General features: G+C 40.8%; 10 protein-coding genes. 1 reads left to right on the plus strand and 9 read right to left on the minus strand.

The genetic code is table 11. The annotated features are described in order from the left end of the window. Positions 1 to 284 precede the first annotated feature (284 nt). On the plus strand, positions 285 to 731 hold the full coding sequence (locus tag V7266_RS17490) for a DUF2809 domain-containing protein (protein ID WP_420491441.1): 447 nt from the start codon (positions 285 to 287) through the stop codon (positions 729 to 731). Positions 732 to 781: 50 nt separating this feature from the next. Here the strand turns inward: V7266_RS17490 and V7266_RS17495 are convergent, their stop codons facing one another. The 9 genes from V7266_RS17495 to V7266_RS17535 form a co-directional block, all read right to left on the minus strand. Next, a complete protein-coding gene (locus V7266_RS17495; protein ID WP_335469474.1) occupies positions 782 to 2,173 on the minus strand; it encodes a PD-(D/E)XK nuclease family protein in 1,392 nt (463 codons plus the stop codon). 235 nt (positions 2,174 to 2,408) lie between these two features. Then, positions 2,409 to 5,705 carry a UvrD-helicase domain-containing protein gene (locus tag V7266_RS17500; protein WP_335469475.1) on the minus strand — a complete coding sequence of 1,099 codons (3,297 nt, stop codon included), beginning with the start codon at positions 5,703 to 5,705 and terminating at the stop codon, positions 2,409 to 2,411. Next, positions 5,702 to 8,446 (minus strand): PD-(D/E)XK nuclease family protein, encoded by a 2,745-nt coding sequence (locus tag V7266_RS17505; protein WP_335469478.1) that lies wholly within the window; start codon positions 8,444 to 8,446, stop codon positions 5,702 to 5,704. Before V7266_RS17505 ends, V7266_RS17500 begins: the two co-directional genes overlap by 4 nt. Positions 8,447 to 8,740: 294 nt before the next feature. After that, entirely contained in the window at positions 8,741 to 9,493 is a 753-nt protein-coding gene (locus V7266_RS17510; protein WP_335469481.1) for an NADPH-dependent oxidoreductase, read from the minus strand. Between the two features lie 105 nt (positions 9,494 to 9,598). Further along, positions 9,599 to 10,966, minus strand: a complete 1,368-nt coding sequence (locus V7266_RS17515) for a dipeptidase (protein WP_335469483.1) — start codon at positions 10,964 to 10,966, stop codon at positions 9,599 to 9,601. Between the two features lie 249 nt (positions 10,967 to 11,215). Continuing rightward, on the minus strand, positions 11,216 to 12,088 hold the full coding sequence (locus tag V7266_RS17520; RefSeq protein WP_335469485.1) for a YitT family protein: 873 nt from the start codon (positions 12,086 to 12,088) through the stop codon (positions 11,216 to 11,218). A 69-nt stretch (positions 12,089 to 12,157) separates the two neighbouring features. Next, on the minus strand, positions 12,158 to 12,724 hold the full coding sequence (locus V7266_RS17525) for a tyrosine-type recombinase/integrase (protein ID WP_335469489.1): 567 nt from the start codon (positions 12,722 to 12,724) through the stop codon (positions 12,158 to 12,160). A 230-nt stretch (positions 12,725 to 12,954) separates the two neighbouring features. Then, positions 12,955 to 14,886, minus strand: a complete 1,932-nt coding sequence (locus V7266_RS17530) for a fructose-1,6-bisphosphatase (RefSeq protein WP_335469487.1) — start codon at positions 14,884 to 14,886, stop codon at positions 12,955 to 12,957. A 233-nt stretch (positions 14,887 to 15,119) separates the two neighbouring features. Continuing rightward, positions 15,120 to 15,259 (minus strand): ATP-binding protein (locus tag V7266_RS17535; RefSeq protein WP_335469491.1); only part of this gene is annotated, 140 nt, incomplete at its 5' end.

Genomic DNA, 15,259 nt, shown 5'->3' on the forward strand with positions numbered 1-15,259 from the left:
CTTAAGCTGTTCCTTTTTTAATTTGTATTAATTAAGCGCTTACTCGTTTATTGTAGAATAGACAGTACCCTTTTTCCCGTTGATTATTAACCAATTTACAGTCAAATTTTAACTTATCTTATAATCTCTTAAGTCTGGTGATTTAACTTTCAGTTCTAATTAACCCCATTCCACATGATATTTACATTATTTTATGTTAATTCTAATAATATTCAATGTTAGTATGCACCCATTCTTATCCTAAACTTTCTGATATAATAGTAGACAAAATAATTCTTTAAAGAGTGATTCCATTGGCTGCTAAATTTTTATCTACTAACGAAGTTACCGGTAACTTGAGGAAAACCTATCTTATCTATGCTGTGGCGGTTATTTTTTTAGGGCTTGCTTCCCGAAAATACAGTCCATATCTGCCTTTATTTCTAGCGGAGAATGCCGGTGATGCGCTGTGGGCTATGATGGTCTATTTTGGCTTTCGCTTCCTGCTTGCAAGGAAACACATCTTCCTAAGCATCTTGTTCAGTTTATTGTTTAGCTTTGGTATTGAATTCTCTCAATTGTATCAGGCAGACTGGATCAATCAGATTCGCAGTACCTGGTTCGGTGCACTGGTGCTAGGCAAGGGCTTTCTGGCGGTGGATCTGATTCGCTATACGGTGGGGATCCTCTCAGCTTTATTATTAGATCAGTTAATCCTTAGACATAAAAATAAGAATAGCAAGTATAAATAAAGAAACGGCAAGTGCATCGTACTTGTCGTTTCTTTAACGATTGATTCCCTTTAATCTGAATAAATAGGAGAATTGTCTCTACTATTCTTTAGTAGTGGAGTTTCTACCGCTACACCTAATTTTCTTAGTAGTTTCGCAATGGTTAACATACAAATACTAGAATTAATTTTGCCCTCAATGTAATAAGTCTCACCTGTAAGGATTGAGACGTATGTACGTTCAGTGACGAATTTTCTTTGATCTTTATGGAATGGCTTGAATGCTATGGCATAACGGTTTCCTGTATTTCGGCCTCCAAGAATAAAGCCTTCTTCTACGACCTGACGAAGAGGAAGCTTTTGCTTTTCAATCCATTCCAACGTGTTTTCCCAAAGTTCTGGAACCGTTTTTCCTTTAATAACTGTCTCTTCACCCTCATGATGAATGACTATATGGAGCTCGTCCCATCTTTTGTGAATGTTTCTTTGAAAAGTTGTCGAAAAATTCCATATCTCTTCTACATCGTTTTCCTCATTAAGGATCCATTTGATGGTTCTAAACACTTCACCATAGGTTTCGCTCACGATCGTTTTCACATAGTTTCTTTCTTCACTGTCCTCTTCATTTGATATTTTCGTAATCGCTGTAAACACCTCTTCAAAGCGATCATATAAGGAACGAACGAGGGTTCGTTCTTCTTCGATTGTCGCTAATTTTTCACGATTTCCTTTATAAGGCATCCGTAAGGCATCTACATACTGCTGAATGATGGGTTTGGCGTAAATACTTAAATCAGGATTTTCCAGGCAAGGCATTAGAACAATGTCTACTAACTGCTGATAATCAATTCCATACCATTTTGAACTGCCAAACGTTGCTTCATTGGATTCTTTGATTTGGCTTCTTGGTACTAATCCTACGAGCAGAAACGTTTCATCACTGAATTTCTCTTCAAACTTCCTTAAGTATTTATGACATTGATTCACGTCCACTCTTGCATAGACCTTTTGCTCAACCGCGAGGATTAGCTTTTTTTCTCGGCTAGAGTCTTTTTCATCGACCATATTTACCTTAAAGAAGACATCGAGCCTTCCTTTGTCGTCATTTTTCTCTATGTCCTCGATTGTTTCCTGCTCATCAATATCTAGTTTGTTAATATCCTTTTCGGCTATGACCTCGGGATTTCTGAATTGATTAACATTCAGCATGGCGAGATCGGTAATATCGTCTAAATTTTCATCAGCCGATTCGGCAACGGCCATTAAAAATCTTTGAAAAGGATAATATCCCAGCATATGTCTTTCTGTCGGATCCAAAAGCCAGGATAGGAATCTCGAATGCCATGTTTCTAAATGGGTAGCCCCAACGACATGGAAGACATTCGGACGATCAATCAGGAATTTTAAGGCGACAAAGTCCTTATCCATCGTTAATTCATAGAGCATTCTTTTTAGTGATTTCAATATGTATTCCCCCGTCTTTTCGATTACCTTTATTCTAAAAAATTATCCCACATCTAGAATCTGTTTTACTAATTTGAACATCTGGTAAAAAAGATTCTAATAACTATATTTTAATAAATTCATTCATTACTTTCATCATACTAAAAAAGGTGTACCAAAAATGGTACACCCTTAGAACTATCATTTTCTCTACTTTCTCTTCCACCGACTCTTTGGGCTTTGCCCTTCACATTTCTTAAGGAAGGATTCCACTATCGGGAATGAAAAAACGTAAATCATCCTCTGTAAAATGGATCATTGCCCCTATCACTGGCATATGTATCCAAGCCTCATAGACAGGCCGTCCTGTTGCTTTCGATAAGGCCTCCGCATAGGCTCTTAACTGGGGAAGGTAGCTGGTTCCACGCTTTAACCAGTCGGCTTCTTTTCCTGGGAAGGACTTATGGTCAATGATGACCCAGCCTTTTGGTGTATCCAGCAGCAAATCAATCCAGCCCGAAGCTTTTTGAAGTCCCTTTCGCAGATGAATGGGCCATTCGTGATGTGTAGAAACAAGATCCGGATACTGCTCTGTGATAAACAGAGCCAAACGCTCGGAGGCATCCACCATGGAAGCTTCTGTTAGTGCATGAATATCATATCTATGCCTTATAGCCCCGGCCATGTTTAAACGCTCTTCCTTAGTATTCGTCCGGATATCTGCCGCTAAAAAGGCATGAACCATATCCCCAAGCAATGCCATGTCAGGATTGCCGGACAATGGGAGGCGGCTGCCAATGCGATGAATTTTTGTCACATCTGTCTCCGTTTCAGCAGGAGAGAAAAGACCTTTGTCATCAACATCAATAACTTCATCACCCTTCAGGCCGCTTGGACTAAATCGAGCAGGTACGAATGGGGCAGCCACTTCTGTTTTACCAACAAAAACATGTACAAGCGACGACTCATGAACCATTGAAAATTCTTCTTGTTCCTCTAGGGATAACACTCTTACCTTACAAGGTAAATGTTCGCCATTTATCATCATGCTCCCTATTCTGTTGTTGTGCGGCACATCATCCTGTGTACCTTCTGCCACACCAATACTTGCAATGACTTGCCGGCCTTTGGTATCAGTCAATTCCTGCAGCCATCCCGCTTTTGAAAAATCACGGGCCGCTAAAACAAGATAGTCTCTGGCACGCGTCATGCCTACATACATCAGACGTTGATTTTCGTCTAAAAGCTGCTGTTCCCTCTCCTGAAGCTGAGAGGCATCTTCACAATGAGCATCCAAGCTGACATTACTCGATTGCTGACCGTATGGCCATGGCCAGTAATAGAGTTTGCGTCCATTTAGCGGATTTTCCACATCAAACTTGGAAGTACTCACAGCTGTTACCTTATCAAAAACTGGGAGCTTTTTTCTCTTTGATGACTTATCAAGTGAATTTAAGATAACAAACGGCCACTCTAACCCTTTTGCCTTATGATAGGTTAGTACTCGTACTGCGTTTTGATCAGTGGATTCTGCCACTTGATTTAAATCTTTATCCTTTTCTGATTCTGACAGGAATAAGAGAAATCCCGTCGTGGTTGCAGCAGTGCCGTTTGTGGCTGCTGATTCTTCATAAACAGCCGCTAACTTGCGCAGGCCATCCAAGTTAGCCAAGCGTTGATTTGGCTGGCCCCATTTTAAGGCTGTTTCGTCTACCTTTGCCGTGACCAAAGCTAAGTCTAAAACTTCAGAAGGGCTCATTTGGACTATTTTTTCCCGGGCCTTATTCAATTCTTGAATAAATGGCTCTGTCCCAAAGGTTTCGAATCGCTTGTCCGACTGAAGCCACTCACTCAGCCATCGCCCCTCTCCCCATGTGTCCGAGGAGAAGTGGAGTAATTCAGCTAATGCGAGTGAATCCCTTGGGTCGATTAAATAACGTAATGCGGCCACTGCATACACTACTTCAGGAGCTGATAGCAAACCCACTTCACCCACTGTTGCGGTGATGCCGACTTTCGCTAGATACTCTGCGATTTCTACACACTCGTCATTGGACCGGCAGAGAATCGCGATATCGCCCGCTCTTAGTGAACGAGGCTCACGCGTCATTTTGTCTACAATGATATATTGCTCTTGATTGCGTAAAACGGTTTGGACACCCCGTGCTAAATGGGCAGCGTCCGTCTTTTTGTTTTTTGAATTCAAATAGGACCATGCTTCCACTGCCAGTGTTTGCTCCGGCCTGTCCTCCCGTTTTGGATCCAGCGTAATTCGTTCAGCCATCATTCCCCTTGCTTCAAAAACAGGAACGAAAATCTTGTTCACAAATTCGACCAACGACTTGCGTGAACGATACGATGCATCCAGGATTTCGATTTCTAAATCCGGAATGCTGGTCATTGCGGTTTGCATTAATTCAGGATCGGTTCCCCTAAAGCCATAGACCGCCTGCTTGACGTCTCCCACCCAGGTGGCACTTTCGGCAATTTCACGAAGCTGCATGTTTAAGGCAATTTGAAGCGGGCTCGAATCCTGAAATTCGTCGATAAATACAGCTGAAATCCGGTCTTTTAAACCCTCTATGTTTTGCTCATCCTTGATTAATTTAAGGGCCAGCGATTCCTGGTCGGTAAAATCAATCAAACCGCGTTTCCGTTTTTCAATCGCATAGGTTTCCATTGCTTCTGCAGCACAATGAAACACAGCATTCATTGCATCTTTCAGGTCTTGATGCAGCCTGGGATGACAGTCATGGACAGAGGCAGCAGCCTGTACCGGCGAGATTGTATCACGGCTTTTTTTACCTGAATCAAGTTTACTTAGCTTCGCCCATTGCTGCCAAGTGACGGCTCCGTGGCGCTCCCAATCCGCCAGCGCCAATTGAATCGTCTCTGCAGCGTCCAACGTTTTCTTGGTCGTATCTCCACCCGGCAGCTCTTTTTTTGCAGCGATTAACGAAGATTTTAAACCCGCATCCAGCTGATCCGGATTGTTTAGGGACTCTGGGAGCCAAGCGGACATGATTTCCCAAGAAAAGTCAGCACAGCTTTGAACATCTGCCGCACTCATCCCATTTTCCCTTGCCAGTTTTAAAACCTCAAGGACTTGATTTCCCCAATAATTCCCGCTCTTGTCAGATGGGTCATTAATGCCAAGACGGATAAATACGAGCCGAAAGTCACGGTAAAACTTTTCGATCACTTCCGCCGCAATCGTGGAAAAGAGTGTCTTAGCCTCTTTGTCTGCCAACACTTTTTGTACGGGAGAAAGCCCCATTTCCAAAGCGAATTCACGTAATAGCCGGCCAAACACACTATTCATGGTCCCGACATACCCATCCAAAATCCGGGCAGCGGCTGAGGCGTCACCGGCTTCTAGCAGCTTTAGCCGAACCCGCTCAATGAGTTCATCTGCTGCCTTCGTGGTAAACGTGGTCGCCATGATATTTTCTGGCGGAACGCCGCTTTTGATTGATTTGTATATTTCTTCGGTTAGACTGTAGGTTTTCCCTGCTCCCGCACCAGCACTTAACATTTTTAACTTTCCGCTCATTTCGGCACTCTCCTTAGCCCACAAAGATGATGATATTCGCAAAATGAACATGGTGGATCAATCGTGGAAACAAATGGATCCTCGTTTTGCTCCTGACCATCTGGGATTTCTCCTATCTTGTTTGCTTTTATTGGAACACCAGGTGCCATTACCGTCCCTTTTAAGAGCTGCGAAGAGACATCCTCTACCGCTTTTCGGAGAACCTCAAAAGATTCAAGGAGTGATGGCCCGATTACATGGTAATCAGTTGGAAAATCATCATGCGGTCTGCTGAAGAAATCCCCTGTGCTTAGCATAAAATAAGCAACTGGGAGCTCTTCATTCTCTTGATCCGATAAAAGCCAATGATAAAGAGCCAGCTGGACGGATAAATTTTCAAGCTTCGCTTTATAATTTTTTGGACGTTTCGACCATTTCGCATCAAGCAGAATCTTGTTCCCATTCTGGGTTTTTCCCACCAGGTCTAATCTTCCTTTAAATTCAACCTCGGAGTTCCAGGTCTTTTGCAATTCCAGCTCGGTATGCTCAATCTGAATACCTGCTTGATTTACAACTCTGAAAAATTTCTGCAGCGATTTCTGCAAACTCAATCTGGTTTCATTGCGGCGCACAGCATTTTTAGGTTCTAACAAAGGAGCTGCTAACATGGGGGTCAACTGATCGTACAATTCCCCTGCACGCAGTCTTACTTCATCCTCTGTCCAGCTCAATTTTTCCGTAATTAATTGCTCCAGGACATAGTGCCCAAGATTTCCAAGCATGATCGATTCATTAGGAATGGAGAGAACATTCCCTGGTCTAACGTTTGCCGCATAGCGAAAGGTCCATTTTAACGGACAACCAATTAGTGACTCAAAACTTGTTGCCGATTCTTCTTGACGACGCAGGACAATATTTTCAGGCACCCGCCATGTTCGGATCGGTTCTGGGATGCTGCTTTCGGATAACTTTACCCGTTCACCTGTTTCTCCAAATGGAGGATGGACCGGGTATTTCCGAAGTTCAGCTGCCTCGATAGTGATCTTTTTTTCCGTCCTGGTGTTTCTCGCCACGGCATAGCGAATTTCATCCCAAAGTGGGTGAAGTGGTATTTCTGCCCCTTTTACCTTGCTAGGTGCAAACAGGATCAGCCTTTTATTGGCCAATCGGGCGGCCCGCTGCCAGGAAGCCGCTTCCCTGCGGCGGGATATATCATCTTCGGTTAAGTGGAATCCATGATCGTGCAGCCACGCCCTCTCCTTAGAGGTCCAAGTTCGGATGCTTGGTCCAGCCGTATTTTTATGAAACCCCCACCAAAGAATCGTGCCGGCATGTCCCCAAATTTGTCCTGGATGAGAGACGACCTGACATTTCGATGCCTCTTGACGGTAATTGAACAAGGTGGCTCCTTCTCCTAAGACCGAATCCAGGATACGGGCGACTTGTAAATGAGTTACTTGACTCACACTAAGTGTTTTGATTCCCTCGATGACCTCCTGTGCCACCTGAACGGCCTGCGTATACATGAGATCATTGGTCAACTGATATTGGACTGCAGCCCATTGAGCAACCTTTTGACAGATTTGGACAAGTGTTTCAAATGGAATTCCTTCATTCGGCTCGTAATAATCATGATGAACCCATAAGTCGAGCTTGTCTTCTAGATTTTTCCGGCGCTTTTTCAGCTCTTGTTGCTCTATTGCTTCGGCTGCCCATAATTCCTCATAATCCCGTATTCCTGACTCGATCGCCTGGAGCCAATTTGCGCCGCCAATCCCTGGAAAAGCCGCTAGCTCATTGGCCAATTTATATCTGATTTTTCCCGGTATAGGAGAACCCGGAATGGTTAACAATTCCATCATTCGATCGACTCTCAATGGTTTCCAATATGTATCAATGGTTAACGGCAATACTTGAAGCACTGCACGCCATTTCGAAGGAGTATCGACACCAACAGCTGGGATACCGCGTCTATGCAGCATCTCATCAAGGAACAATGCGCCTTCCCCTTTAATTAATACTGTATCTTCTGTTCCTTTTTCCTGCATCCAGCTGATAAAATAGTCGGCAGCATCCCATTCCTGTTCCGAGCGAACGAGCAGTAAGCTTCCATCCCCTTGCGCCTCTTTAGCTGCTGTTTCTCCTGCTAACACCGATTGTAGCAGGGATAAATCGGATGACCGATTTTGTGGGATTGGTTGTTCTACACTCACCGGTTCTTTAAAAACTTGGACTCCCTGTTTTTTTAAAAGACTAACCAGTTCCATTGACCATGGATCCCACAGTGTTTCGTCTTCGTCGACAATCGTGATGGTGTCAATATGGAGCTGTCCCTGTTCTTTTAGCCGCTTCATCAGTGCGCGAAGCCGGTCAGGGAACCCCCAGGTTTTATTGGGACTTGCCAGTTCCAATTGTGCGAGTGTATCGATCCATTTGCTTCCTCCCACATGAACGGCAGGGTCCCAGCCTGCTAACACTAATTCATCACGCCGGCGCAGTAATTCTCTTGCCGTATTCCATGAGTCCGTCTTGAAAGAATGAGAGAATAGCTTTTTTCCAGTATCCAATTTGCCAATTAGCTCCTGCCACTCTGATATCCTTATATTTTCTGATTTTCTAGGTGAGGTGAGTCCTAATTGTGTCTCCAAAATGCCGACCAACCCGTTAAAACCTGTCACTACTTTACCAACGGATGCCTCTTTGTTACCGAGTGCGTCTGGATAGGCGGCCGAATCTAGCCAGTAGCCAAGAATAATATTCAAAAAAGTGTCCTCCCTCTTAACTGGTGTCAAATGCTCTTTTATTGAATCAAATCTTCATTAAATGTTTTCTGTAGGAAAATGTTATTTCCTTCTAGTTTTTGTAAAATAATATGAATAACTACATTATAGACAAAAAGGTGCCCCATTTTTGGGACACCACTAAAAAAGTTCTTTAATTGCAAGTTTTGCTGTTGATTTCTGCTCCAGGCTGCTTTATCTGCCCACAATACATAACTTGGTTTATTCCATATAATATAGTTAACATAATGTGATTATGGTTAAGAGACACTTTTTCTACTTGTATTGAAATCTTTGCTTTTTAACTGTAGGACTGGAGTTTTTTTCGTATTGTTCAAAACCAGTATCATAGAAATGGGCGATTTTACTTGACCAATTACTAGAATCTTTTCCTTTGGTCCGTTCAGCCATATAGGATGAAATGGTTTGATCGTATTGGTCGATGATTTCCATTTGAATCTTCGGATCATATTGTTCTTTCAGGAGGGTTGCCTTAAGTGGCAGCCTTGGTTTTTGTTCGGGTACGTTTCGTGGATGGCCAATGACCAAACCTGAAATGGGAAAAACATATTCCGGAAGCTTCAAAACATCAACAAAGGTTTGTGGATTTCTTCTTAATCCTCCGATTGGAACGATCCCGAGTCCCATCGATTCAGCTGCGATGACCGCACTTCCTAGCGCGATTCCAACATCTGTTGAACCAATCATAATCGCTTCTAAGTCCTCAACGATTCTAAAATCAGCCCCATTTTTTTCAGCTGCCAGCTTCGCCCGATAAAAATCGATGCAAAACACAAGTAAAACGGGTGCCTCCTCAATCCACCTTTGATTGCCTGCTGCTTTCGCCAACGCGGCTTTCCTTTCAGACTCCCTCACTTCGATCACGCTTACTTGCTGGCCATTAATCCAATTCGGACCAGCCAAAGCCGCCTCGATAATCGTTTCGATCTGGGCTTCGCTCACATCTTTTTCAATGTCAAAATCCCTAACTGAGCGATGATTTCTTAATAATTTAATCGTTTCGTTCATACGATCACTCCTCGTGTATACGATACTACACACACAACTTCCATTTCAAACACCTGAATCGAATAAAAAGCCTGTCACCACCGGCAGGTGGTGACAGGCACCATTTTACTTATTAAGAAGTTCGAAAAAGGAACAAATAGTTAGAATGCCTTTATCGAAGTTTTCCAAGTTAAAGTGTTCGTTTGGTGCATGAAGATTTTCATCTGGCAAACCGAATCCCATTAAGACAACAGGCGCATTTAGGGATTGGTTAAAGTCCGAAACAATCGGAATCGAACCGCCTTCTCTTTTGTATACTGGTGCTTTTCCATAAACGTTTTCATAGGATTCCGCTGCTTTTTGGATCATCGGACTGTCGATTGGCGTTAAAAATGGATTGCCCGTATCTTGTAAAGACACGTTCACCGTGCATCCTTTTGGTGCGTGTTCTTCCAAATGCTTTTTAATTAATTGCTGAATCTTTTCAGGGTTTTGATTATGGACAAGACGGCAAGTGATTTTGGCATGTGCCTCGTTCGGAATCACAGTTTTGGTTCCTTCCCCCTGGAAACCGCCCCATAGGCCGTTGATTTCTAAGGTTGGCCGGGAACTGATTCTCTCAGGGTAAGGAAAATTGTTTTCCCCTCCTGTAAATTCCGACAAGCCTAACGATTTTTTTAGCTTTTCTTCGTCGAAACCTAATGCTTTGATTTGTTCCTTTTCAAATTCCGTCAGTAGCACGACATCATCATAAAAATGGTCGACATTCACTTTTCCGGTTGCATCATGCAAGGTAGAAAGAAGCTGTACCAAAAGATGGTTGGCATTCTGGACTCCTCCGCCAAACATGCCCGAATGCAAATCAGAATTAGCCGTTTTAAGGGAAAATTCTAGTGCACATAGACCTCTTAAGGAATAGGTGATGGCTGGGACACCTCTATCCCACATATCAGAGTCAGAAATAATCACTACATCACAGGATAATTTCTCTTTATTTTCGGATAAAAATGGCGGAAGATGAGGACTTCCGATTTCTTCTTCTCCTTCGATGCAAAATTTAACGTTGACTGGTAAGTTACCTTCTAATTTCATTAGTGCTTCCACGGCTTTTATATGTAAGAACGTCTGCCCTTTGTCGTCGGTTGCCCCTCTGGCAAAGATCTTTTCATCACGGATCGTAGGTTCAAACGGAGGCGTTTCCCATAAATGAACAGGATCAACAGGCTGTACGTCATAATGGCCGTAAACTAAGACTGTTGGGGCATTTTCCTGATGAAGATAGTCTGCATAGATAATTGGATGACCTTCCGTCTGGACGATTTCAACATGTTCCATCCCAATGCTTTCTAATTTATTGGCAATCCATGAAGCTGCTTGTTGAATGTCCTCTTTATGCTCAGATAAGGAACTGATGCTTGGAATCCGAAGCAGTTCTTTTAATTCCTCGACATTGTTATCATGATTTAGGGATACGAATTCGGATAATTCACTCATGTTATCACCTTTTCTAAATTTATTTCTTTTAAAAAGATATTCTTAGTCTCACGAAGGGGGTGCATTTTTTCACCCCATGACTGCTCTCCTATTAAATAATACAGAAAAAAAGTGCTGGATTCCATTTTGCTATACAAATTCTAATAAATTTGTTTAGAATAAACCATTTGATGCACTTTTTTCATCTCTTACCTAAAATATCCTCAAATTTTAACATTACCACCTGTAAAATGGTTAATACTCACTCATCTAATGAATATTATGCTTTCTAAAATTACCGCCCTTCACCTCTGCTACATCATAAACGGTAACAAAGGATTTTGGATCCAGCTCATTGATGATTTCCTTTAGCTTGGTTTCTTCTAAACGGTTGATCACACAGGTGATTTCTTTAAATTTTTCATTGGAAAAGCCGCCATACGCTTCTTTATACGTTGCACTTCGACCTAAACGATCGCGGATGGTCTCAATCATTATTTCTGGCTGAGTGGTGATAATATGAAAGGTTTTAGAGCCGCTTAAACCTTCTTCCACAATGTGAATGACTTTCGAAGCAATGTAGTAAGCAATTGCCGAAAGAATCGCCCCTTGTAAACCAAATGCGATGGAAACGAAAATAAATACAAAAATGTTTAAGAAAAGAATGAGATCACTTGTACCAAACGGTAATTTTCGAGAAAGGAGTACGGCCAGCATATCAATTCCATCTAATGCACCGCCATTTCGTAAGGCTAACCCCATCCCAAATCCAAGGATAATACCGCCAACCACTGTAATTAACAAAGTATCCCCCTCAATAATCGCAGGGGTATGATGCAAGAGGCTTGTTCCAATCGCTAGTGAAACAATTCCAATAACTGAAAAAAAGGCGAAACTTTTTCCAATTTGTTGATACCCTAACCAAATAAAGGGAATGTTTATAACAGCAATAAGGACTCCTAATGGTAACTCAAAAAGTTTTGAACCAACAATACTAAGACCCGTCACGCCCCCATCAGATACGTTATTTGGGATGAGGACCGTTTCTAATCCGTAGGCAGCAATAAATCCCCCGATAATGACCATTAATCCCCGCAGGATCAATTTTAGTTTATTAGCTTTATGTATTTTGTTTGTCGTCATCTTTATTTCCTCTCTTCCATTTACTAATCATATTTAGCTCTATACATTCCTCCAGTGGATTTTATGAACTCATAAATTGACATCAATCTGAGTGGTAATCAATTCTTCTTTTGTTATTCCTAAAAATTTCAGTGTCTCCGATGGAGTAGAATGGTTAAAGTGCTTTTGTAAGAGTGCAATTGAGACACCTTGTTTGAACGCATGAAATCCAAAGGTCTTTGCCAGTGAATTTGTCCCTATCTTGCCTTCTATGCCTACCTTCACAGCTGCTTCATGGATGATTCGATAGGCTTGTTGTCGTGTAATCGGTTGGTTAAACTTACGAGATTGGAATAAATATATTTGTTGTTCGATGTTGACCTGTTCTAAGTATGACTTAACCGCTTCTTTCACTTTCTTGTTTAAATATACGGACTTCCTCCTTTCACTCTCTATTTCAGAGTAATGATAAAAATCCTTTATTTCACCATCACTATTAAAAAGCTCCTTTACCTTAATCAAAAGCAGTTCAGAGATTTTAAGCCCTGTATTTATTCCAAAAACAAACAATAAATAATCCCTGTATGAATGTTCTTTAAGGTAATTTTTCAAGGAATTTATTTGTTCTAAATCTCTAAGTGCATCCACTGTTTCCACAAGAATCATTGTCCCTTCAATGTTACTTAACTTAAGTTTAAATTATATTTGAGTAACATTCAAATCTTCCGCCTATGAACTAACGATTTATTTATCTTCCGAAAATGGATGAACAAGTATACTAGGCATCGTCAAAAACGACAAAAAGGCCTCAGCCCATGGTGTAAAGAGCTGAAGCCTTTTAGCGCATTATTTAACTAACGCTGTGCTTTACTTGTATTCCTTCTTGGTTAATTCATATACCGATATTCCCTCAAACTATTTAAAATGGAAATTTCCTGTAATAGTTCTGTACCAATATTCGTTTCTCTTACCTTTTTTCTCACCAGTTCTTTATCCACTACTCTTTTGACAGATAATACATCCGTTCCGTCACATAAGACATCTTCTTTGGAATGAAACTGTTTATGAGCAACCAATTGCATCCCGTAGGAATTATATAGTAAAGTGTAGCCTGCTATACCTGTTACCGATTGATAGGGTTTTGAGAACCCGCCATCGATGACAATCATTCTTCCATTTGCTTTGATTGGATTCTCTCCCTCAATTTCTTTTACTGGAGTATGGCCATTGATAATATGGCCCTGCTCTGGGTCGAGATCAAATTCAGCCAATAGTTTTTTGCAAATTTCTTCCTTCTCACGTAAATAATAGTAAGGATTCTTTCCCTCTTTATGCGCTTGCTTATCCTTTATAAAGTACCTTTCAAAGGTGGTCATCTCTCTTTTTCCGAATAGAGATGAATATTCACCAGTCCATAAATACCAAACCATATCAGTTGCCAGGTCATCCGTCATTTCCTGGTGTTCAAAAGCATATCGTAAATAACATTCAAACGTGTCAAGTAATTCACGGCCGGCATAGGTTTTATTTTCTATGGCCATTTTTTCCATATTTCCTTCTTCGTCTAAAGGAATACAACCATGAATTAACAAGTTTCCGTTATATTTCAAATAAAGACTGCCTTTTTTCATAAGGAAATTCATATGTCTAGCCAGCTTTTCGGAATGCTGAACGGAAAATAACAATTTTTCTATCACTTGTTTTTCTTCTTCTAATAATTGGTCAGGCTGCTTTGGATTCACGGTAGCAAAGCAACTATTTTCTAGCGTGTAGGTGTTCCCATGGATGGTTATTTCGTTCTTTTCATAATCAATTTTCTCAAGCAGCAGTCTTTCTGACATATTAAAATACGGGCGCCTCTTGATAATCGGGATCTCCAGTTTGAATTGAATCATGGCGATCGCTTGATGAATTTTTGTAATCTGCAGTCGTTCATGTTCTGATAGTTTTTTATCGGAATGGACTTTCGGTCTAAAAGCTGGATTGTCTTCATAGTACTTTTCCGCAAGATTCAGTAATGGTCTAAGATTGATTCCATAAACGTCTTCAATAATATCCAAATTGTCGTATCTCGCACAAATCCGAATAATATTAGCCAGACATACCTTTGATCCAGCAAACGCACCCAGCCATAGGACATCATGGTTTCCCCACTGAATATCTACTGAGTGGTAACCGATCAATGTTTCCATAATTTTATCAGGCTCGGGTCCCCGATCGTAAATATCACCCACAACATGAAGATGGTCAACCACTAATCTCTGAGTCGTATAGGCAAGCCCTATGATCAGCTTATCAGCCTGTCCTAGTGAGATAATTTGCTGGACAATTTTTGAATAATAATCATCCTTATTGGTGGAATCATTCTTTTTGTAAAGTAGCTCTTCAATGATATAGACAAACGGATTCGGTAAAGCTTTCCGTACCTTAGAGCGAGTATATTTAGAAGAGGCATAAGAGATAAGCATAATCATCCGCTCGATCATTTCTGTATACCATTGATTTAATTCTAGTTCATTATAAAAATGATTTTTGATTAACTGAAGTTTTTCTTCTGGATAATAAATTAATGTGGCAAATTCATTTCTTTGGTTTTCCGTTAAGATATATTGAAACAGGTCATTGATTTTCTCTTTTACCTTCCCAGAACCGTTTCTTAACACATGTTGAAAGGCTTGATACTCACCATGTAAATCACTGACAAAATGTTCAGTCCCTTTTGGTAGATTTAGAATGGCTTCGAGGTTAATGATTTCTGTTACTACTTTTTCTGCACTATCATATTTTTGGGCCAGTAAATCTAGATATTTTGCATTCAATGATATGTATCCCCTTTCAAAATTGACTATGTATTCTCCTTTAAACTAATTTACTAATTCTATTATAAGTGAAAAATAGAATTATTTTATATTTTAATATATTTTTATTTTCTTTTCCTTGCTATGGAAAGAAATTTTATTACAAAATTCACTAAAAAAATTCTCATTATCTGTTTCTAGTTTTTATGATCTATTCCTTTATTAAAATTAACGTTTTTTACTCATGCTCATTTTCATTCAGAATTTATTCCTGTAATAGGTAAAATCACCTTGATTGTTGTTCCTTTGTTCGGTTCACTCATGATCATGACTTCACCAAAGTGATGTTTGATTATTTTTTTACTAACCATAAAACCTAATCCTGTCCCTTTTT

It is taken from the genome of Neobacillus drentensis (assembly GCF_036965645.1).
Taxonomy (GTDB): domain Bacteria; phylum Bacillota; class Bacilli; order Bacillales; family Cytobacillaceae; genus Neobacillus; species Neobacillus drentensis_D.